Raw genomic sequence first — 20,050 nt, 5'->3', positions numbered from 1 at the left:
GTCCGATCGGAGGTGACAGCAACCGGTTGGGCTCGGGTGCTGCCACCTGCTCGCACTAGTCCTGAGACGGAGCGGACGTGGCGCCGGCCAGCGGCGCGGTGTCCGAGCTGTGGACGTTGAACTTCTCGAGGTCCGTGGACAGCGCGGAGTACACGTCGGGCCTGTTCCTTCGGAGGTACGCCGCGTAGGTGAGCCCGCCGATCAGTGCGAGCACCAGCAGCAGCGGTAGCAGCTGGATGCCGAGCGCGTTCGATCCAGCGACGACGGAGAAGTTGAGCACTGCCAGCACGACGATCACCACGAGCCCGAGGAAGCCGATCCCTGGCGCGATCGTGGTGCTCCACCACCGCGGGTCGTGCGTGCGTCGGAAGTGCACCACGATCGAGAGCGCAGCGAGTGCCTGCAGCACGAGTACGGCGAGCGTGCCGAAGCCGAGCATGGCCGGCACGAGGACGCCGATCGGGTCGGCGCCGGCGATGGCGAAGATACCGGCCATGACTGCGGCGAAGATCGCCTGCACCAGTCCGGCGGTCTGGGGCGCTCCGCTGCGGCGGGTTCGGGAGAGCACGTGCGGCAGGACGCGGGTGCGGCCGAGCGAGTAGAGGTAGCGGGTCGCGGAGTTGTGGAACGCGAGCATCGCCGCGAACAGGCTGACGAGCAGCAGGATCTCCATGATCGTCGTCAGCACCGGACCGAGATAGGTGCCGGCGAGCGAGAACACCAGGTCCCCGGTCTCGAGGTGCTTGACGGCGGTCGCCTGCGCGGCATCGACACCCGTGGCGCTCACGATCGCCCAGGCGGTCACGCCGAGGATGAGCGCGATCGCGATGATCGCGGTGTACGTCGCCCGTGGCACCGTGGTGAGCGGCCGTTTGGCTTCTTCGCTGAACAGCGCGGTCGCCTCGAAGCCGAGGAAACCGGTCGCGGCCAGGAGAAGACCGATCGGGAACGACCCGGAGAAGATCGCTTCGGGCGTGAACACCTGGGCGCTGAACCCGGTGCGGATGAGCACCGCGATGTCGAAGACCACGAGGATCGTGGTCTCGAGCACGAGGGAGACCCCCAGCACCTTGGAGCTGAAGTCCACCCCGACTCGCGCCATCACGAAGCAGGCGGCGATGGAGAGGAAGCCCCAGATGTACCAGTGCAGCTGGAAGCCGGTGAGCTGGCCGATGATCGTCGACATGAAGAACCCGCTCGTGCCGATGGTCCCGACGACGAAGAAGTTGTAGCCGAGCGTGGCGACGAGGCCGGCGACGAGGCCGCCTGCGCGTCCGAGACCTTTGACGACGAAGGCGTAGAACCCGCCCGCGCTGACGAGCTGCTTCGACATCTGCGCGTAGCCGATGGCGAAGAACAGCAGGACGATCGCGACCCCGAAGAACGCCACCGGGGTGCCGCCGCCGTTGCCGAGCGCGATGGCCAGCGAGGCGACGACGACGATCCCGGTGAGCGGTGCGACCGCCGCGAGGACGAGGAACACGATTCCCGGCACGCCGAGCGCGTTGCGCCTCAGCTGCATGCTTCCGCTGTCGTCGGTCACGACGGCTCCTTCGGTAGATGGATGGGCGCCGCGGCATCGGCGCCGCCCCAGTCTCGGCAGGTAAGGAGCCGCCCGGTTGACCCGCAGCGCACAACGCTTTCCCAGGAGCGCAGAGCAGAGGCCGCCTGCCCGTCACTCGTGTGACGGTGGCTCCGATCGACAAATCGGTCAATGGAGAAGGGCCGCGATGGATCTCGCTCTTGCCTCCGCACGCGCGATCGTCACCGGTGACGCATCCGGGATCGGAGGCGCGTGCGCCGCAGCGCTCGCTGCCGAAGGCGTCCAGGTCGGCGTCATCGATCGGGATGCGGTCGCCGGGGCGGCGGTGGCGGCGCGCCTGAACGACGTCGTCGCTCAGGCCGACGTCGCGGACGAGCCGTCGGTTCGCGCTGCGATCGAGTCGCTCGCCGAGGCGCTGGGAGGCATTCGACCTGGTGATGGGCTGCGCGGGTGTGCTCGGCCCCTTCGGAGTGGGCATCGACGACATCGACATCGCGGACTGGAACCGGGTCCTAGCGGTCAACAAGAGGCCGTCGTGCAGCTGACCCGTGCGCTGTCGACGGATCTCGCTCCGGAACGCATCCGCGTCAACCGCGTCTGCCCGTCGGTCGTGAACACCCCGATGTCCCATACCGACGTCGGAGTCGTCGACTTCGACACCGTCACGTACCCGGTGCAGTCCCCGGACGAAGTCGCACGTCACGTCGCCTACCTCTGCTCCCCCGCGTCCCTTCCGATCAACGGCACGACACTGGTGTCTGATTTCGGCTACCTCGCGCGCTCCTCCTTCCCCGCATGAGCGCGGCGATCGGGCACGGGTCCGAGGGACGTCCCGTCGTACTGATCACCGGCGCCGGCACCGGCATCGGCGCCGCGGCGGCGGAACGGTTCGCGCGTGAGGGCGCCGACGTGGTGGTGACCGGGCGGCGGCTCGAGCCGTTGCAGGTCGTGGCCGCACGCGTCGGCGGCGTGGCGGTCGCTGTCGACGTCGCTGATTCGGTGCAGGCGAACGACCTCGTTCAGCGAGTCCTCGATCGGTTCGGCCGACTCGACGTGCTCGTCGCGAACGCCGGTGGACACTCGCTCGGCCGGGTCGGTGACATGACCGACGAGGACTGGGCGCAGGATCTGCGGGCGAATGTGTCGACGGCCTTCATGATCGCCCGTGCCGCGCTTCCGGCGCTGATCGAATCCCGCGGATCGGTGGTGGTCGTGTCGTCGCTCGCCGGCCTGTTCGCCGGACCGTCGGTCGCGGGCTACACGATCGGCAAGCACGCACTCATCGGGCTCACCAGATCGCTCGCTCGGGACTATGGCCGCTTCGGCGTCCGCGTGAACGCGATCTGCCCGGGCTGGGTGCGCACGCCGATGGCAGACGTCGAGATGGACGACTTCGCCCGTGCCGCCGGTATCGGGGATCGGGAGGCCGCATATGGGTGCGTCGTCACCAATGTTCCGCTCGGCCGAGTCGGTGAGGCGGAGGAGATCGCGGGCACCATCCGTTTCCTCGCCTCCGATGACGCCTCGTACATCACCGGTGCGGTGCTCGTCGTCGATGGCGGCGCGCATGTGGTGGACGTGCCGACGACAGCGCTCGACCTTCCCTGACTGCGAATGAGCTCACAGGTCGCGGTCGAACGAGGGCGGCAGCCTCAGGGCTGCCGCCCCTCGTCGACTCGACGCGTCAGCCGTTGATGATCTGCGGCACCCCGAGGGACTTGAGGCCCTCGACACCGAACTCGACGCCGTAGCCGGACCCCTTCACACCTCCGAAGGGGATGCGCGGATCGACGCCGCCGTGGGAGTTGATCCACACCGTGCCGGCCTGCAGGCGAGCCGCGATGTCACGAGCGGCAGCGCGGTCGGACGACCACACGGATGCACCGAGGCCTTGGTCCAGCCCATTCGCGCGGCGGACCGCGTCGTCGATGTCCGAGTACCGGATGATGGGCAGAGCAGGTCCGAACTGCTCCTCATCGACAAGGCGGACGCCGTCGGAGACGTCGGCGACGAGCGTGATGGGGTAGAAGTTCTCGCCGAGCTCGCTGGCGGGTGCACCACCGGTGACCACGCGGCCGCCGTGCTGCTTGGCGTCTTCGACGAGGTCGGAGACGATCGTGAACTGCTGGTGGTTCTGCAGGGGGCCGAGCACGTTCCGCTCGTCGAGCCCGTTGCCCATCCGCATCCGTGCCGAGACCTCAGCAAGCGCTGCAACGACCTCGTCGTAGACGGAGTCGTGGACGTAGAGGCGCTTCAAGGCGGCACAGGTCTGCCCGGTGTTGATGAACGCGCCCCAGAACAGGTCCTCTGCGATCGCCTTCGGATCGACATCCGGCAGCACGATGCCCGCGTCGTTACCGCCCAGCTCCAGCGTGAGCCGCGCGAGGTTCTGCGCAGAGCTCTCGATGATCTTCCGACCGGTCGCCGTAGAGCCGGTGAACATGATCTTGTCGATCCCGGCGTGGGACGACAGCGCGGCGCCGAGCTCACGACCGCCGGGCAGCGGGATGAGGACGTCCGCGGGGAGCACCTCGTTCAGCACCGACACGAGAGCGAGGACGCTGAGCGGCGTGAACTCGCTCGGCTTGGTCACCACGGTGTTGCCCATACGCAGACTCGGCGCGATCTGCCAGATCGAGATCATCAGCGGCCAGTTCCATGGGCTGATGGCACCCACCACCCCGACGGGCCGGTAGATCAGCTCTGCGCGGGTCTGACCGTCGTCGACGACGAGCTCGGGCTCCAGCACCGTCGCTGCGGTGGCGCGCAGCCAGGCCGAGCAGGCCCCCACCTCGAAGCGGGCGTTCGGCCCGTTCAGCGGCTTGCCCTGCTCGCGGGAGAGCAGGTTCGCGAGCGACTCCGCCTTCTCGTCGATCCGATCGGCGGCCGCGTTCAGCAGCGCGCTCCGCTGCTCATGGCCCAGGACGGCCCATGCCGGTTGCGCGGCTCGTGCGCGGGCGATGGCGGCGTCGAGGTCCTCCACCGTCAGCTCCGGCGTCGAGCCGATCGGCTCACCTGTCGCCGCGTCGCGGATCTCCCGGCCGGCGCCGGCAGGCGCCGTGATCCGGTCGAGCAGCTGGGTGGTATCAGCCATCGTCGTCTCCTCCTCGAGTCGTTCTCGACCCATCCTGCGGCGAGGACCGGACTCCGGTTTGTCCAGGAGTGCAGTGCGCTAGATCGGCAGCGCAGTACTCCTGGATCAGGACGAGGCGGCGCTTCGGAGCGAGCTCGGTGAGCACCCGAACGACGATCGGAAGACCCGGCTGAAGTGCGCCGCGTCGAGGAACCCCCATCGGGCCGCGATCGCCGCGACCGGCAGCGAGGCCAGCATCGGGTCCATCAGGTCGTGATGACACCGCTCGAGGCGTCGGGCGCGGATCCAGTTGCTCACCGTGGTGCCCTGCTCGTGGAAGAGCGCGTGCAGGTACCGCGGCGAGATGTGCTGCGCCGCGGCGATGTCAGCCGGCGCGAGCACCGGCGAACCGAGCTGCGTCTCGATGTACGCCTTGCAGCCGTCGATGATTGCGCGCTGGCGCGGTTGCGGCTCGGACGGCGCCAGATGCTGACCGAGCAGGGTGGTGATCAGGTCGGCGGCGCAGCGACCCAGCCCCTCTCTGGATGCGCGGTTCAGCGCGTCGTCCTGGGCCACGAGCGAGGTCAGGAAGGCCGCGACGATCTGGCCGACCCCGACGTCCCCCGGCATGCGAACCGCGGTGAGCTGGTCCACCCGGCTCGGAGGCAGCGAGACGGCGCCGTGCGGCAGCATGACGACGACCACATCGAAGTCGCGGTCCATCTCGAGCACGTACGGCCGACTCGTCTCGTAGAGCACGAGGTCGCCCGGTCCGAGCACGGCCTCGCGGCCGTCCTGCGCGACGATCGACCTGCCCGCGGTCACGAGGCTCAGCTTGTAGGCGGCGTCGGACGAGTCGTCCGATCGGGGCACCCGGACGACCCGGTGGGCGGTCGCCTGGATGTCGGTGATGGCGACCGAGGCGCTGACGACCGAGCGGACGCGTGCAGCGAACGGTGCCCGCCGGTCCCGCTCGACGGCGAGCGGGACGAATGCGCTGGACACGACGTCCGCGAACACCGCGGGGTCACGGGTGGTCACGGCCCTGGCGGGTGCGGCAGTGGTTGCGGTGCTCGGCGTCAATGCGGGCCTCGTGTCTGGACGGTGTCGCTCCGGCAAACAAAGATAGCGAATTATGAGCGCCTGCTCAACGTCAGGTCCGGTGGCGACGCCGGATCAGGACTTCCAGGGCGCCAGGCAGTGCGTCACGAGGACCATCGGGGCGTTCGAGGCCCGTGGGTGCGGCCGCGTGACGTACCGGATCTGCTGACTCGAACTGAGCGAGAGCAGCAGATCCGCGATGCCGGCGATGGGTGCGTCCGGAATCAGCGTGCCGTCGAGCACCGCCTGCTCGAGCCACTCGAGGAGCATCGCCCGCCACGCCTCGTCCATCGCGGCCTGACGGTTCCCGAGCGCGGGGATCGCCGCCACTCGCCCCCAGTACCCGACGACGATCGCGGCTTCCTCCCGAGCCTCTGGGCTGACGGGCAGCACCTCGCGCATCATGGCGATGATCGCATCGAGTCCCGTCAGGAGCGAGGTCGCGTCACCGATCCGCTCGTTCGTTCGGTGGTAGATCCGGTCGAACGCGGCGAGCAGGACGGCGTCATAGTCCTCGAAGTAGTGCCACAGGCCGCCGGTCGCCACGCCGAGCTCGGTCGCGATCGCGCGACTGGAGGCCTGAGCGAGCCCGTCGCGGCGCGCGACCTCGAGGAACGCATCGACGACCTCCGCCCGGCGAGCGGCTCGGTCGACGACCTTCGGCATGGGTGTCCCTTCCGGACGGGCAGCCGAACCATCATGCCCCGTGGGTGTGCTGCGTGCTGTGAGCGCCGCCGTGGCCGCCGTGCGCCTGGCCGTGTCCATGGTGGTCCGCGTGGTCATGGCAGGCGGGACCGATGGTCGCCGGCACGTCGAGGGTGGGGTTGCGGTCGAAGAACCCGTGGGGCTTGAGCGTGAAGCCGGCGTAGTCGACGGGCATGATCGGCCAGTCCTCCAGGCGCGGGAAGTGGGTGAGGCCGAAGGTGTGCCACACCACGATGTCCTGGCCGTCGATCGATCGGTCGGCCGCCGCGTATGCGGGGAGGCCGGCGCCCCCGGGGTGCTGGTTCACGGTGTACCCGGCGGCCCAGAGCTCGTCCCGGTCGTACCGGGTGACCCAGAGGTGCTTACTGGCGAAGCCCGCGCGCCGGCGCGCGGACGCGTCGTCTGCAGCCAGCAGGGGCGGCCGACCCTCGGGGTAGAGCACGAACGCGGTTGGCTCACCGACGCGGTTGGTCCGCTCGTCGGACTCGATCGACCACACCCGGCCGAGATCTTGGACGGCCAGGCGCTGCGCCTCGCTCTCGCGAGCGAGGCGGGTACGGGTGCGGGTGAGCGCATTGCCCCAGGCATTCGTCTCGCTCGTCGGCACGCGCTGCACGTCGAGCTCGTCGACGTGGTTGCGCACTCCGTCGATCGTCATGTCCAGCCGAGCGCAGAACATGTGCTGGTGCACGGGTGCGCCGAGCCCCGGGGCCAGCTTCGTCGCGTACTCGGTGGCGCCGTCGTGCCCCGAGGTGAAGACGATCCCGGTGGCCTTGCACTCGAGCTGCATCGTGCCGTCGAGGTACAGGTGCCAGTAGAAGCCGTAGTCGTAGTTTCCGACAGTCACGAAGAACGACACGACGAGGCGTCGCTGCCGTCGGGTCTCCTTGGTGCCGGAGAAGCCGTCGTTGTGCTTCCAGAGGATCCCGGCATCCTCCTCATGGATGCAGATCGCGTTCTTGATCACGACCGGTTCGCCGAGGTCGCTCACCACGGTGGCATCGACGTAACGGATCTCCCCGAGGCAGTCGCATCCGAGCTCGAGCGAGTTCGCGAGACGCCCGAACTGGTACTCGCCGACATCGAAGTAGTTCTGCCAGGCGTGGGTCGGTGTCGGGTCTCCGTAGTTGACGACCATCTCGGACACCGAAGCGCGGTAGACGATGGGGCGGACGACACCGGCGTCGGAGAATCCGATCTGGTGCAGGGTCAGTCCCTCGCGCCCGTTGAAGCCGACGCGGACCCGCCAGCCCTGCCATTCGAGGATCCCGTCCTCGAGGCTGAAGCTCACGCCCTCCGGCTGGGTGATCTCGATGGGCTTGAGGGTGGTGCGCTCCGGTCCACGGACTGCTGGATCGAGGTAGTCACCGGACTCGTCCGGCACATGCTCGATGCCCGTCTCGACGACGCGGAGGACCTTGCGCGCATCGATGTCGACGTGCGCAACGACGCCGTCGATGGGATGGGCCCACACGCTGTCCGTCGGGTAGCGCTGCTGGAAGGCGAGCACCCGGAACACCCGTCGTCCGACCTCGTCGGCGTAGCCGAACACACCGGCCGAGAGTGGCACGGTCCGGACGGTGTCGAGGTCCGTGACGCCGCGCTTGGCGATCGCGGCGACCCAGGCGGGATGCGCCTTGACGATGTCGTCGGCGACGACGAAGTCCTCGTCCAGCGTCGGGCCGAATCCTTCCGACGCGGTGTCGACCGCCCTGCACAACGTCATCACCTGGGCATCGAGGTCCACGTGGGTCTCGACGACGGATCCCGTCGCGAGGTCGGTGAGCAGCACGGTCACCTCGCGAGCGGGCTGGGGCGCTGAATCGGCGGACTCCCACGCGAGCACCTCGCTCTTGTCCGGCTCCCGCAGCATGAAGTAGGAGAAGCGAGTCGAATCGCTCACGAGTCCCGCATCGGCAAGCACCTTCCGAGCAGCACGGATCTCGTCCGCGGCCAGCATACGCAGGGGGTGCGGGCGTTGCAGTGCCGGTGCCGGTGCCGGTGCCGGTGCCGGTGCGATCTCGCTGGTGACCTCTGTCGACATGGAGGAGCCCTTCGTCCGAGTGCGACGAGTTTATTGAGCATGCGCTCGAAAAAGAAAGACCTGAGGGCCCGTCGTTCGAAGTAGAACTGCGCGAGTCGGACCGCTGAACGTGTGCGGCCGAGGAAGGACCGCCTTGCCCTCCGTCTCCGAGACCATCGCCGTTCCCGTCGGTCGTCGGCGCGGTCACGGTCAGGCCGACCCGCCGCGGTCCTCAGAGCCGGACGCGCTCGTGGACGCTGCGGACGAACGGTGGCCGGCTCCGCTGCCCGCTCGCCAGCATGTGTGCGGCGAAGTAGTCGACCAGGTCCTGCCGAGCCGTGATCGGCAGGACCGCGGCGACGTACATGTCGGGCCGCACGACGACGATCGCGCCGTCCGGGCCGATCCCCCGGTCGCGATGGATGTCGCGGCCGTGTCCGGAGGCGAAGACCTGGTTGAGGTCCTCGAGCCCGAACGGGACCTTCACCGGCTTGAACGCTGCCGGCACGTCGATGGGATCGAACGCCGTGTACTCCTGCCGGTAGATCACCTTGGTGTCGAACACGGCGTCGTCGTCTCCGTCGGCAGCCGTGTACCGCACGCGCGGCGAGGCCGGATCGGTCGCCCACCAGGACGCGAAGTCGGCGACAGCGGTGCCGGTGCGGGCGGGCGCCGCGGCATCGGCGAAGACGTAGACGCGCCAGCGGCCGTCCGCCTCGTGGAGGTGGCCGAGTTGCTGCCAGCGGTTGTCCGCACGGCGGATGACCTCCGCGGACTTGAACCGCTTCCCGACCGGGAAGCCGGTCGCGAGGTCCTGGTGCTCGGTCCCGAGCGTGATCGCCGACGCGGCGTACTCGGTCATGAAGCCCGCGGGGAATTCCATCGTCGCGAGGTACCACCGCTCGAGCTCGTTCGGATCTTCCCAGGAGTCGACCGGGCGGGCCATCATCGAGGACCACTCCCGGTCGAAGTCGATCAGGTCCTGAGCCACGACCTTCCGCTCGGCCGCGTAGGTCGAGAGGAGCGACTCGGGCGCGCGCCGCTCGAGCACGGCGGCGAGCTTCCACGCCAGGTTGAAGCCGTCCTGGATCGACACGTTCATCCCCTGGCCGGCCTTCGCGGAGTGGGTGTGGCAGGCGTCGCCCATGATGAACGCGTGCGGCGTCCGCCGCCCCTCGAGTTCGGGCGGCACGTCGTCGAACCCGTCGGTGATCCGGTGCGCCACCTCGTAGACCGACCACCACGTCACCGCACGGACGTCGAGCGCGTAGGGCGACAGGATCCGGTTCGCCGTGGCGATCATTGAGTCGATCGACGTCGAGCGCACCGAGGCCGCGTCGAGCTCGTCGACCTCGCCGAGGTCGACGTAGAGCCGGGAGAGGTAGCCACCCTCCCGTGGGATCAGCAGGATGTTCCCGGCGTCGTGGGACTGGATCGAGCACTTCACCTGAAAGTCGGGGAAGTCGGTGTTCGCCATCACGTCCATGACGCCCCATGCGTGCAGCGCCGACTGACCCTGCAGCCGGTGGCCGAGCGCGGTGCGCACGGCGCTGCGTGCGCCGTCACCGCCGATCAGGTACTTCGTGCGCACGACCTGCTCCTCGCCCTGCCGAGGTCCGGCGGTGTGACGCACGCGCACGGTTACTGCGTAGTCCGCGTCAGGATCGATCGAGCAGCCGACGAACTCGATCCCGTAGTTCGGCACCGCGCGCCCTGGCGCCCGCTCCGCGTCGCGGAGGAAGTAGTCGAGAATGCGGGATTGGTTGACGTAGATGTGCGGGAACTCGCTGATGCCGGTCTCATCATCCGGTGCGCGGGAGGCGCGCACGATGCGCGACGGGTCGTCGGGCGACGGCTTCCAGAAGCACATCTCCACGTTTCGGTACGCCTCGTCGATCAGTTCGTTGGCGAATCCGAAGGCTTGGAACGTCTCGACGGAGCGGGCCTGGATGCCGTCGGCTTGGCCGACCTCGAGTCGCCCGGGCCGTCGCTCTATCGCACGGACCGCGATGGAGGGGAACCGGGACAGCTGCGCGAGGACGACCACGGCGGCGGGTCCGGTGCCCACGATCAGAACGTCCATCTCGTCCGGCAGCTCCTCGGACCGGTCCACGCCGTGTCCGGCTGCCGGTCTGATGCGGGGGTCGCCGGACTCGTAGCCGCGGACGTGTATCTGCACGGAGCACTCCTCTTCGAATGACTCGACGCTCGTCTCGCTATATGCGACACTGACGTGACTATCACGACGAAAGTAGCCGCGGACACAGTGCGTGGCAAGAAGGACGGGCGGGATCGTGGCTGAGGCAGCGCAGGCCGACGGCGGATCGCAGACGTTGGCGCGCGGACTCCGCGCCCTGGCACTCATCGGCGAGGCCCTCACCCCGATCACGGTGCCCGAGCTGGCCGTGGAACTCGGCATCCACCGTTCGATGGCGTATCGGCTGGTCAAGACGCTCGAGCAGGCGGGATTCGTCGAGCGCTCGAATTCGGGCACCCTCGCCGTGGGCGCTCGACTCGCCGGCATCGCGCGCAACGTCGCGCGCGACCTGCAGGCCGTGGCCTTTCCCGAGCTGCTGGCCGCCGCGGCCGAGCTCGACCTGACCACCTTCCTCGTCGTCCACGACGGTGAGGCAGCCGTCACGCTCGCGAGCGCCGAGCCGCCGCACGCGAACACGACCATCGGTCAGCGCCCGGGTACCCGCCACCCCGTGGACCGGGGGGCGCCCGGTCGATCCATTCGCTCCCAGCTGGACCCCGCAGGATTCCCGCCGCGCCGCTCCGAGGTCAGCCACGACGAGGTGGTCGACGGGGTCACGGCGATCGCCGTGCCGCTCGTGATCGCCGGCCGGCCCGCCTCATCGATCGCGGCGCTCTACCCGTCGTCACGGAAGGTGGACCTCGAGCAGGTCGCGGACCGGTTGGAGGCCGCCGCGACACGCATCGCGACGCTCCTCCACTGAGGCCGGACGCGCTGGGTTGCGAATTCTCCAGATTATATATAATCTCCGGCCATCGAACGGCGAGGGAGCTGAAACGGGATGAACGCTGGACCGGGGAAGTCACCTCAGGGCTTCGCTGATCGGACCGGCAAGATCATCGCCGTCCACCTCAGCTACCCGTCTCGCGCGGACCAGCGGGGACGACGACCTTCAGCGCCGTCCTACTTCCTGAAGCCGTCGAGCTCGGTGGCCGGCACGGGCGGCACGATCGAGCGGCCGGCCGGGACCGAGCTGCTCGCATTCGAGGGGGAGGTCGCCCTCGTGATCGGCAGGGTCGCCCGGCACATCACCACCGAGCAGGCGTGGGCCCACGTCGCCTGGGTGACCGCGGGCAACGACTTCGGGCTCTACGACCTGCGCGCGAACGACCGCGGCTCGAACCTCCGCTCCAAGGGCGGAGACGGCTTCACACCGCTTGGGCCTGAGCTGATCGATGCTCGCACCGTCGAGCCGACCGCGCTCCGCGTCCGCACCTGGGTCAACGGCGAGCTCGCCCAGGACGACACCACCGCGGACCTGCTCTTCCCGCTGACGCAGATCGTGGCCGACCTCGCGCAGCACCTGACCCTGGAGCCGGGAGACGTCATCCTCACCGGAACGCCGGCCGGCTCCTCCGTCGTCATTCCGGACGACGTCGTCGAGGTGGAGGTCGACGCGCCGAGTGCGGCAGGTGCCCCCACCTCCGGGCGCCTGGTCACCCGGGTGGTCCAGGGCACCACGCCGTTCGATCGCTCGTTGGGCTCGCTGCCCGCTGTCGACGACACGCAGCGCGCGGAGGCCTGGGGCTCCCGGGAGGCCGCCGGCCTCCCGGACGTTCCCCGGGCGGGCCTGTCCACGGACCTGCGCCGGCGACTCGAGGACGCACCGGTCGCAGGTCTCTCGGCCCAGCTGCGGAAGCGGGGGCTGAACACGGTGAGCATCGACGGCGTGCGGCCGCTGCACCCCGAGGTGAAGCTCGTCGGCACCGCGAGAACGCTCCGATTCGTGCCGAGCCGCGAGGACCTCTTCACCCGGTTCGGTGGCGGATTCAACGCGCAGAAGCAGGCCTTCGACACCGTCGAGGAGGGCGAGGTCATCGTGATCGAGGCCCGTGGCGAGACCGGCTCCGGCACCGTCGGCGACGTCCTCGCTCTCCGCGCCCACGCTCGAGGGGCCGCCGGGGTCGTCACCGACGGCGGGGTGCGCGACTCCGTCGCCGTCGCCGCGGTCGGTCTTCCCGTCTACTCGGCCGGCGCGCATCCGGCGGTGCTCGGCCGCCGGCACGTCCCCTGGGAGACCGGCGGGACGATCGCCTGCGGCGGTGCGACGGTGCAGCCGGGCGACGTGATCGTGGGCGACGCGGACGGCGTCATCGTGATCCCCCGCGAAGTCGCCGAGGAGGTCGTCGACGCCACGCTCGCCCAGGAGGCAGAGGACGCGTGGATCGCCGACCGCGTCGCGGAAGGCCATCCCGTCGACGGGCTCTTCCCGATGAACGCGGCGTGGCGAGCGCGGTTCGAGCAGGAGCGCGAGCGATGAGCGGGACGCCCACCGTCGACATCAGCAAGTCCGCTCGTGCCTACGACTGGCTCCAGGACCGGATCCGCTCCCATGAGTACGCGCCCGGCTACCGACTGGTGATCGCCCCGATCGCGGACGCACTCGAGATGAGTGCCGTCCCGGTGCGGGAGGCCGTCCGGCGCCTGGAGGCGGAGGGGCTCGTCACCTTCGAGCACAACGTCGGAGCGCGGGTCGCGCTGGTCGACGAGCAGGAGTACGCCAGCACGATGCAGACCCTCGGGCTCGTCGAGGGCCTCGCGACCGCGCTGGCGGCTCCCCTCCTCCAGCCCGCCGACCTCGACCGGGCCCGGTCGGTGAACGAGACGATGCGCGAGCTGCTCACCGACCTCGACACGTCGCGGTTCACCCGGCTCAACCAGGACTTCCACGCCACGCTCTACGAGCGGTGCCCGAACCCGCACCTCATCGATCTCGTCCACCGCGGCTGGGGACGACTGTCCGGCATCCGCGACTCCACGTTCGCGTTCGTGCCAGGCCGCGCGAGCCACTCAGTCGCCGAGCACGACGAGATCCTCGAGCTCATCGCCGCGGGCGCGGAGCCGCTCGAGATCGAGCTCACAGCCAGGAACCACCGGTGGCGAACGATGGACGCGTTCCTCCGATCCCGCCACCCCGATCATTCCCTCTCGGAGGAACGATGACGATGACCAGCGCCGCCACGAGCGAGCGGCACGTGCCCGCCGACCTGCCCACCCGGGTGCAGCACTACATCGATGGCGCCTTCGTCGACTCCATCGACGGAGCGACGTTCGACGTGCTCGACCCGGTCTCGAACGAGACCTACCTGCAAGCGGCTGCGGGCAAGAAGGCCGACGTCGACAAAGCCGTCGCGGCCGCCCGCCGGGCCTTCACCGAGGGCCCGTGGCCGCGGATGCTCCCCCGCGAGCGGTCCCGCGTGCTCCACCGCGTCGCCGACATCGTCGAATCCCGCGATGCGCGCCTCGCAGAACTCGAGTCGTTCGACTCCGGGCTCCCGATCACCCAGGCGCTCGGCCAGGCGCGGCGGGCGGCAGAGAACTTCCGCTTCTTCGCCGACCTGATCGTCGCCCAGGCCGACGACACCTACAAGGTGCCCGGCCGGCAGATCAACTACGTCAACCGCAAGCCGATCGGCGTCGCCGGGCTCATCACGCCCTGGAACACACCGTTCATGCTCGAGTCCTGGAAGCTCGGCCCGGCTCTGGCGACGGGCAACACCGTCGTGCTGAAGCCGGCCGAGTTCACCCCGCTGTCCGCCTCCCTCTGGGCCGGCATCTTCGAGGAGGCCGGTGTCCCGGAGGGAGTCTTCAACCTCGTCAACGGGCTCGGCGAGGACGCCGGCGACGCGCTCGTGAAGCATCCGGACGTGCCGCTCATCAGCTTCACCGGCGAGAGCAGCACCGGCCAGCTGATCTTCGGCAACGCGGCCCCGTTCCTCAAAGGCCTGTCGATGGAGCTCGGTGGAAAGAGCCCCGCCGTCGTGTTCGCCGACGCGGACCTCGACGCCGCGATCGACGCCACGATCTTCGGTGTCTTCTCGCTGAACGGCGAGCGCTGCACTGCAGGCTCCCGGATCCTCGTCGAACGACCCGTGTACGACGAGTTCGTCGAGCGGTACGCCCGGCAGGCCGAGCACGTCGTGGTCGGGCCGCCGCACGATCCCACGACGGAGGTCGGCGCGCTGGTGCACCCCGAGCACTTCGACAAGGTCATGTCGTACATCGAGATCGGAAAGAGCGAGGCACGCCTCGTCGCCGGAGGTGGACGCCCGGCCGGATTCGAGACCGGCAACTTCGTCGCCCCGACGGTGTTCGCCGACGTCGCTCCGGACGCCCGCATCTTCCAGGAGGAGATCTTCGGCCCGGTCGTCGCCATCACCCCGTTCGACACCGACCCGGAGGCACTCGCCCTCGCGAACGGGGTCAAGTACGGTCTGGCCGCCTACATCTGGACAAACGACCTGAAGCGCGCACACAACTTCTCGCAGGCGGTCGAGGCGGGCATGGTGTGGCTCAACTCGAACAACGTGCGTGACCTCCGCACGCCCTTCGGCGGCGTGAAGGCTTCCGGCCTCGGCCACGAGGGCGGCTATCGCTCGATCGACTTCTACACGGACCAGCAAGCCGTCCACATCACGCTCGGCGAGGTGCACAACCCGACGTTCGGCAAGGCCAGCAAGGCCGCTAACCAGGCCGCCCCACCGGCCGACGAGGAAGCCGAACCCGAGCTGCGCTGAACCGCCCCCGACCAGCAGGACCTTCGGAGCAGAGAGGCTCTCATGACTAGCATCACCCCCAGCGCGCCCGAGCCCGTCGTCACGACGGACTTCCGGACCCGGGTCGCGAATCGCATCCCGACGCCGAGGGCGTCGGCTCCCGACGTGCTGCGCTGCGCGTACATGGAGCTCGCCGTCACCGACCTCGCCCGGTCCCGCGACTTCTACGTGAACGTGCTCGACCTGATCGTGACCGAGGAGGACGACGAGGCCGTCTACCTCCGCAGCTTCGAGGAGTTCATCCACCACAACCTGGTCCTGCGGAAGGGACCGGTCGCCGCGGTCGCCGCGTTCTCGTACCGCGTCCGCTCCCCCGAGGACCTCGACCTCGCAGTCGCCTTCTACGAGGAGCTCGGCTGCCGGGTCGAGCGTCGGAAGGACGGCTGGACCAAGGGCATCGGCGACTCCGTCCGCGTGGACGACCCGCTCGGCTTTCCGATCGAGTTCTTCCACGACGTGCAGCACGTCGAGCGCCTCGCCTGGCGCTACGACCTCTACACCCCGGGGGCCCTGGTCCGCCTCGACCACTTCAACCAGGTCACGCCCGACGTGCCGCGCGCGGTGGCGTACATGGAAGACCTCGGCTTCCGCGTGACCGAGGACATCCAGGACGCAGAGGGCACCGTCTACGCGGCGTGGATGCGCCGGAAGCCGACGGTGCACGACACTGCCATGACCGGCGGGGACGGCCCGCGAATGCACCACGTGGCGTTCGCAACGCACGAGAAGCACAACATCATCGCGATCTGCGACAAGCTCGGCGCCCTCCGGCTCTCCGACCACATCGAGCGCGGCCCCGGTCGGCACGGCGTTTCGAACGCGTTCTACCTCTACCTCCGCGACCCCGACGGGCATCGGATCGAGATCTACACACAGGACTACTACACCGGCGACCCGGACAACCCGGTGGTGACGTGGGACGTGCACGACAACCAGCGGCGTGACTGGTGGGGCAACCCCGTGGTGCCGAGCTGGTACACGGACGCCTCGCTGGTGCTCGACCTCGACGGCGAGCCGAAAGCGGTCATCACGCGCATGGACAGCTCCGAGATGGCCGTGACGATCGGCGCCGACGGGTTCTCCTACACCCGCAAGTCCGACGAAGACGAGCTGCCCGCCTGGAAACAGGGCGAGTACAAGCTCGGGAACCAGCTCTAGGAGTCCGAATGCTGCCGAACGACGTCATTGCTGCCATCGCCGACGAGCTCGCGGAGGCGGACCGCACCCACGCAGTCCTCCCGCGGATCACTGCCCGCCACCCTGAAGCGGTCGTCGAGGACTCCTACGCGATCCAACGGCTGTGGCGTGATCGCGGGCTGGAGGCCGGTCGCCGCCTGGCCGGTCACAAGATCGGTCTCACCGCCAGGGCGATGCAGGTTGCGACCGGGATCACTGAGCCGGACTACGGAGTGATGTTCGCCGACACGGTGTGGGAGAACGGCTCGACGGTGCCGTTCGACGACTTCTCCAACGTCCGGATCGAGGTCGAGCTTGCCTTCGTGCTGAAGGAGCGGCTGGATGGCCCGAACTGCTCGCTGTTCGACGTGCTCCGCGCCACCGAGTACGTGACGCCCGCGCTCGAGATCCTGAACTCGCACTTCGAGCTCGACGGCCGGACGATCGTCGACACGATCGCGGACAACGCCGCGTACGGCGGCATGGTGCTCGGGGGCACCCCGAGGCGTCCGGACGAGGTCGACCTCCGATGGATCGGTGCGCTGCTCTACCGGAACGAGTCGATCGAGGAGACCGGGTTGGCCGCCGGGGTGCTGAACCATCCCGCGACCGGCGTCGCCTGGCTCGCGAACAAGCTGCACCAGCATGGTGACCACCTCGAGGCCGGCGAGATCGTGCTCGCAGGCTCCTTCACCCGGCCGACCTGGATCAGCCGGGGCGACAGTGTGCTGGCCGACTATGGACCACTCGGGACCATCACATGCCGCTTCCTCTGACGCCGACCTTCCGTGCCCGCCTGGCCGGCGCGAACCGGCCGCTCGCCGGAATGTGGGTCTGCTCCGGATCAGCACTGGTCGCAGAGATCTGCGCCGGCAGCGGTCTCGATTGGCTCCTGATCGACATGGAGCACTCGGCGAACGGTCTGGAGAGCGTGCTGGCGCAGCTGCAGGCCGTCGCCGCCTACCCCATCACCCCGCTCGTTCGGGTCGCGAGCGATGACCCCGTGCGGATCAAGCAGGTCCTCGACCTCGGCGCGCAGAACCTCCTCGTACCGATGATCGGCTCTGCCGACGAGGCTCGCGCGGTGGTCGAGGCGGTCCGCTACCCGCCTGCCGGGCGGCGCGGCGTCGGGTCGGCGCTGTCCCGGTCCGCTCGGTGGAACCGCGTCGGCGGTTACCTCGAGGATGCAGACCGTCATGTGTCGCTCTATCTGCAGGTCGAAACGGTCGAAGGCGTCGATGCGGCCGGTTCAATCGCAGCGGTCGACGGGGTCGACGGCGTCTTCGTCGGCCCGAGCGACCTCGCGGCGTCCATGGGCCTGCTCGGCCAGCAGACCCACCCCGACGTCACGGCAGCGGCGGTCCGCGCGGTCGCCGCCGTACGGTCCGCCGGTACCGCTGTCGGCGTGAACGCGTTCGACCCGGAGGTCGCCCAGCGCTACCTCGACGCCGGCGCCGACTTCATCCTCGTCGGCGCGGATGTCACCCTGCTCGCCCGCGGCTCCGAGGCGTTCGCCGCGCGCTGGTCACCGCCCGACGGCGGACCGACCGACCACCGACGAACCGACACGAAGGCGAAGCCATGACCGACACCGTCCACGTCACCGACGTCGTTCTGTTCCCGAATCTCTACATCGACGGCGAGTGGCGGCCGGGCTCCACCGGGGACCGCTTCCCCGTCGTTGATCCTTCCGACGGGTCAACCATCGCGGAATTCGCCGTCGCGTCGGAAGTGGACTGCGACGCAGCGGTCGAGGCCGCAGCAGCCGCGTTCCCGGCCTGGTCAGCCACCGCCCCACGGGTGCGCAGCGAGATCCTGCGCCGCGCCTGGGAGATCCTCACCGACGAGGTGGACGTGTTCACCGAGATCATGGTGCGCGAGAACGGCAAGTCCTGGCCCGACGCGAAGGCAGAAGCCAGTTACGCGACCGAGTTCTTCCGCTGGTTCGCCGAGGAGGCCGTCCGCATCCCGGGCGAGTACCGCCTCTCCCCCGCCGGTGACAAACACATCATCGTGACCCACCACCCGATCGGCGTCGCATTGCTGATCACGCCCTGGAACTTCCCGGCTGCCATGGCGACCCGAAAGCTCGCCCCCGCCCTGGCCGCAGGCTGCACCACCATCCTCAAACCCGCGAGCGAGACCCCACTGACCGCCGCGTACGTGGTGGACGTCCTGGAACGGTCCGGGGTGCCAAAGGGCGTGGTCAACCTGATCACTCCGAAGCCCGTCGGGCCTGCCGTCAGCCGGATGCTCGCCCACCCAGCAGTCCGCAAGCTCTCCTTCACCGGCTCGACCGAAGTCGGTCGCGACCTCCTCAAGTCCAGCGCCGACCGGGTGATCAATACGTCGATGGAGCTCGGCGGCAACGCTCCGCTGATCGTGCTGCCCGGTGCCGACCTCGACATCGCCGTCGAAGGCGCGTTCCTGGCGAAGATGCGCAACGGCGGCTCGGCATGCACGTCCGCGAACCGCTTCTACGTGCACGAGTCGGTGCACGATGCGTTTGTTGAGCGGATGACGGAGCGCCTCGCCGCCATGTCCGTCGGACCCGGGCTGGACCGGCGGAATCAGCTCGGCGCGCTCGTCTCGGTGAAAGAGCGCGACAAGGTCGCCGACCTCGTTGACACCGCGGTCGCCGAAGGCGCACGCATCGTGACCGGCGGCGCCAAAGGCGAACGTGGCGCCTTCTATGCAGCCACCCTGCTGATCGATGTCGCGCACGGGTCGACGATCAACGCCACGGAGATCTTCGGCCCAGTTACTGCGGTCGTCCGGTTCGCCGAAGTCGACGAAGCCGTGTCCAAGGCGAACGACAGCGAGTTCGGCCTCGTGGCCTACGTGTTCGGCGAGGAGCGGCAAGCGATCCAGGTTGGGCAGCGCCTCGACGTCGGCATGGTGGCGATCAATCGCGGGGTCATCTCGGATCCAGCGGCGCCCTTCGGCGGCACCAAACAGTCCGGGCTCGGGCGCGAGGGCTCCACCGAGGGCATCCTCGAGTTCCTCGAGACGCAATACCTCGCCGTCACGGTGTGACCGTCTGACCGGTCGTGCCGATCGGTGAGGACGGCATCGGCGAGGCGGCTGCTGAGCAAGGACGCGGAGTTGATCGATCCCGTCGCTCAGGCGACTGATGATCTCGGCGACGCGTTCTCGGTCGTCGGGAGTGCGCGACCGACCGCTTCGTCGGTGTGAAGCCTCGTCCGCCCTTCGGGCCTTCCGTCCGACAGCCTCTGGCCCGCCGGCCGTGGTGCTCGCGGCGATGTGACCGCTGACGACCCTGCTGGAGGTCACTCGGCGACGCCGTGTCCGCGTGGCGGCGCGCTCTGTCGAGCAGCGTGAAGGAAGGGGTCGAGATCGGGGCGGGGTGGCCCTTGCAGCGGTCGACGGTGCTCGGTGTCTGCTGCTCCGACCCGGTTGCTGCGCTCGGTGAGCGTGACGAGTGCGAGGTGGCGGTCCGCCGTCCAGCAGATGAGCCGCCCCCGACCGTCCTTGCTCCGGCCGAGCACTCCAGCGTCGGCGAGCTCGACCAGCGCGCGGTGCGCCGCCGCGTTCGACACCCCGTGGCGGGCGGCAGCCGACTCGACGGTGACGACCGGCTCGGTCGCGAGGCTGC

16 protein-coding genes and 1 pseudogene are annotated in these 20,050 nt (G+C 69.2%); 10 read left to right on the top strand and 7 right to left on the bottom strand.

The features are described 5' to 3' along the window. Nucleotides 1–55: 55 nt before the first annotated feature. Nucleotides 56–1,543: an APC family permease gene (locus ACFE67_RS03170; protein WP_375405425.1), complete on the bottom strand. Its 1,488-nt coding sequence runs from the start codon at nucleotides 1,541–1,543 to the stop codon at nucleotides 56–58. A gap of 187 nt (nucleotides 1,544–1,730) precedes the next feature. Here ACFE67_RS03170 and ACFE67_RS03165 point away from each other — a divergent pair, with 187 nt between their 5' ends. Both ACFE67_RS03165 and ACFE67_RS03160 read left to right on the top strand, forming a co-directional pair. Continuing rightward, a complete protein-coding gene (locus tag ACFE67_RS03165) occupies nucleotides 1,731–2,342 on the top strand; it encodes an SDR family oxidoreductase (RefSeq protein ID WP_375405424.1) in 612 nt (203 codons plus the stop codon). Then, complete coding sequence (locus tag ACFE67_RS03160; RefSeq protein ID WP_375405423.1) at nucleotides 2,339–3,151, top strand: SDR family NAD(P)-dependent oxidoreductase; 813 nt, start codon at nucleotides 2,339–2,341, stop codon at nucleotides 3,149–3,151. Before ACFE67_RS03165 ends, ACFE67_RS03160 begins: the two co-directional genes overlap by 4 nt. A gap of 76 nt (nucleotides 3,152–3,227) precedes the next feature. Here the strand turns inward: ACFE67_RS03160 and ACFE67_RS03155 are convergent, their stop codons facing one another. The 5 genes from ACFE67_RS03155 to ACFE67_RS03135 form a co-directional block, all read right to left on the bottom strand. After that, complete coding sequence (locus tag ACFE67_RS03155; RefSeq protein WP_375405422.1) at nucleotides 3,228–4,637, bottom strand: aldehyde dehydrogenase family protein; 1,410 nt, start codon at nucleotides 4,635–4,637, stop codon at nucleotides 3,228–3,230. Between the two features lie 105 nt (nucleotides 4,638–4,742). Then, nucleotides 4,743–5,657 (bottom strand): helix-turn-helix domain-containing protein, encoded by a 915-nt coding sequence (locus tag ACFE67_RS03150; RefSeq protein ID WP_375405421.1) that lies wholly within the window; start codon nucleotides 5,655–5,657, stop codon nucleotides 4,743–4,745. 135 nt (nucleotides 5,658–5,792) lie between these two features. After that, nucleotides 5,793–6,383, bottom strand: a complete 591-nt coding sequence (locus tag ACFE67_RS03145; protein ID WP_375405420.1) for a TetR/AcrR family transcriptional regulator — start codon at nucleotides 6,381–6,383, stop codon at nucleotides 5,793–5,795. Between the two features lie 31 nt (nucleotides 6,384–6,414). Next, nucleotides 6,415–8,466 carry a primary-amine oxidase gene (locus tag ACFE67_RS03140; RefSeq protein ID WP_375405419.1) on the bottom strand — a complete coding sequence of 684 codons (2,052 nt, stop codon included), beginning with the start codon at nucleotides 8,464–8,466 and terminating at the stop codon, nucleotides 6,415–6,417. 211 nt (nucleotides 8,467–8,677) lie between these two features. Further along, nucleotides 8,678–10,624, bottom strand: coding sequence for an FAD-dependent monooxygenase (locus ACFE67_RS03135; protein ID WP_375405418.1), 1,947 nt, complete (start codon nucleotides 10,622–10,624; stop codon nucleotides 8,678–8,680). Nucleotides 10,625–10,739: 115 nt separating this feature from the next. Between ACFE67_RS03135 and ACFE67_RS03130 the strand changes: the two genes are divergently transcribed. The 8 genes from ACFE67_RS03130 to ACFE67_RS03095 all read left to right on the top strand — a co-directional run bounded on the left by ACFE67_RS03130 (nucleotide 10,740) and on the right by ACFE67_RS03095 (nucleotide 19,470). Then, nucleotides 10,740–11,405 (top strand): IclR family transcriptional regulator, encoded by a 666-nt coding sequence (locus ACFE67_RS03130; RefSeq protein WP_375405417.1) that lies wholly within the window; start codon nucleotides 10,740–10,742, stop codon nucleotides 11,403–11,405. Nucleotides 11,406–11,483: 78 nt separating this feature from the next. Beyond that, nucleotides 11,484–12,962 carry a fumarylacetoacetate hydrolase family protein gene (locus ACFE67_RS03125; protein WP_375405416.1) on the top strand — a complete coding sequence of 493 codons (1,479 nt, stop codon included), beginning with the start codon at nucleotides 11,484–11,486 and terminating at the stop codon, nucleotides 12,960–12,962. Beyond that, entirely contained in the window at nucleotides 12,959–13,645 is a 687-nt protein-coding gene (locus ACFE67_RS03120) for a GntR family transcriptional regulator (RefSeq protein ID WP_375405415.1), read from the top strand. Before ACFE67_RS03125 ends, ACFE67_RS03120 begins: the two co-directional genes overlap by 4 nt. Nucleotides 13,646–13,647: 2 nt before the next feature. Then, complete coding sequence (hpaE, locus tag ACFE67_RS03115) at nucleotides 13,648–15,219, top strand: 5-carboxymethyl-2-hydroxymuconate semialdehyde dehydrogenase (RefSeq protein ID WP_375405414.1); 1,572 nt, start codon at nucleotides 13,648–13,650, stop codon at nucleotides 15,217–15,219. Nucleotides 15,220–15,261: 42 nt separating this feature from the next. Further along, nucleotides 15,262–16,416, top strand: coding sequence for a 3,4-dihydroxyphenylacetate 2,3-dioxygenase (hpaD, locus tag ACFE67_RS03110; RefSeq protein ID WP_375405413.1), 1,155 nt, complete (start codon nucleotides 15,262–15,264; stop codon nucleotides 16,414–16,416). Between the two features lie 8 nt (nucleotides 16,417–16,424). Continuing rightward, the gene (locus tag ACFE67_RS03105; RefSeq protein ID WP_375405412.1) at nucleotides 16,425–17,210 is read left to right on the top strand and encodes a fumarylacetoacetate hydrolase family protein; all 786 of its coding nucleotides are present in this window, start codon (nucleotides 16,425–16,427) and stop codon (nucleotides 17,208–17,210) included. Continuing rightward, entirely contained in the window at nucleotides 17,195–18,019 is an 825-nt protein-coding gene (locus tag ACFE67_RS03100) for an HpcH/HpaI aldolase/citrate lyase family protein (protein WP_375405411.1), read from the top strand. Before ACFE67_RS03105 ends, ACFE67_RS03100 begins: the two co-directional genes overlap by 16 nt. Continuing rightward, nucleotides 18,016–19,470 (top strand): NAD-dependent succinate-semialdehyde dehydrogenase, encoded by a 1,455-nt coding sequence (locus ACFE67_RS03095; RefSeq protein ID WP_375405410.1) that lies wholly within the window; start codon nucleotides 18,016–18,018, stop codon nucleotides 19,468–19,470. Before ACFE67_RS03100 ends, ACFE67_RS03095 begins: the two co-directional genes overlap by 4 nt. Before the next feature lie 254 nt (nucleotides 19,471–19,724). On the opposite strand, the pseudogene ACFE67_RS03090 reads toward ACFE67_RS03095, so the two are convergent. Then, a pseudogene (locus ACFE67_RS03090) lies at nucleotides 19,725–20,050 on the bottom strand (hypothetical protein); the annotation flags it as partial.

This window comes from uncultured Amnibacterium sp., assembly GCF_964244015.1.
Taxonomy (GTDB): domain Bacteria; phylum Actinomycetota; class Actinomycetes; order Actinomycetales; family Microbacteriaceae; genus Amnibacterium.
This window is presented reverse-complemented; position numbering and strand designations above follow the sequence as displayed.

Coding starts and splice junctions, on each gene's coding strand:
- ACFE67_RS03165 (WP_375405424.1), top strand. CDS start 1,731: ATGGATCTCGCTCTTGCCTCCGCACGCGCGATCGTCACCGGTGACGCA.
- ACFE67_RS03145 (WP_375405420.1), bottom strand. CDS start 6,383: ATGCCGAAGGTCGTCGACCGAGCCGCTCGCCGGGCGGAGGTCGTCGAT.
- ACFE67_RS03105 (WP_375405412.1), top strand. CDS start 16,425: ATGCTGCCGAACGACGTCATTGCTGCCATCGCCGACGAGCTCGCGGAG.
- hpaE (WP_375405414.1), top strand. CDS start 13,648: ATGACCAGCGCCGCCACGAGCGAGCGGCACGTGCCCGCCGACCTGCCC.
- ACFE67_RS03100 (WP_375405411.1), top strand. CDS start 17,195: ATGCCGCTTCCTCTGACGCCGACCTTCCGTGCCCGCCTGGCCGGCGCG.
- ACFE67_RS03125 (WP_375405416.1), top strand. CDS start 11,484: ATGAACGCTGGACCGGGGAAGTCACCTCAGGGCTTCGCTGATCGGACC.
- ACFE67_RS03155 (WP_375405422.1), bottom strand. CDS start 4,637: ATGGCTGATACCACCCAGCTGCTCGACCGGATCACGGCGCCTGCCGGC.
- ACFE67_RS03095 (WP_375405410.1), top strand. CDS start 18,016: ATGACCGACACCGTCCACGTCACCGACGTCGTTCTGTTCCCGAATCTC.
- ACFE67_RS03160 (WP_375405423.1), top strand. CDS start 2,339: ATGAGCGCGGCGATCGGGCACGGGTCCGAGGGACGTCCCGTCGTACTG.
- ACFE67_RS03140 (WP_375405419.1), bottom strand. CDS start 8,466: ATGTCGACAGAGGTCACCAGCGAGATCGCACCGGCACCGGCACCGGCA.
- hpaD (WP_375405413.1), top strand. CDS start 15,262: ATGACTAGCATCACCCCCAGCGCGCCCGAGCCCGTCGTCACGACGGAC.
- ACFE67_RS03120 (WP_375405415.1), top strand. CDS start 12,959: ATGAGCGGGACGCCCACCGTCGACATCAGCAAGTCCGCTCGTGCCTAC.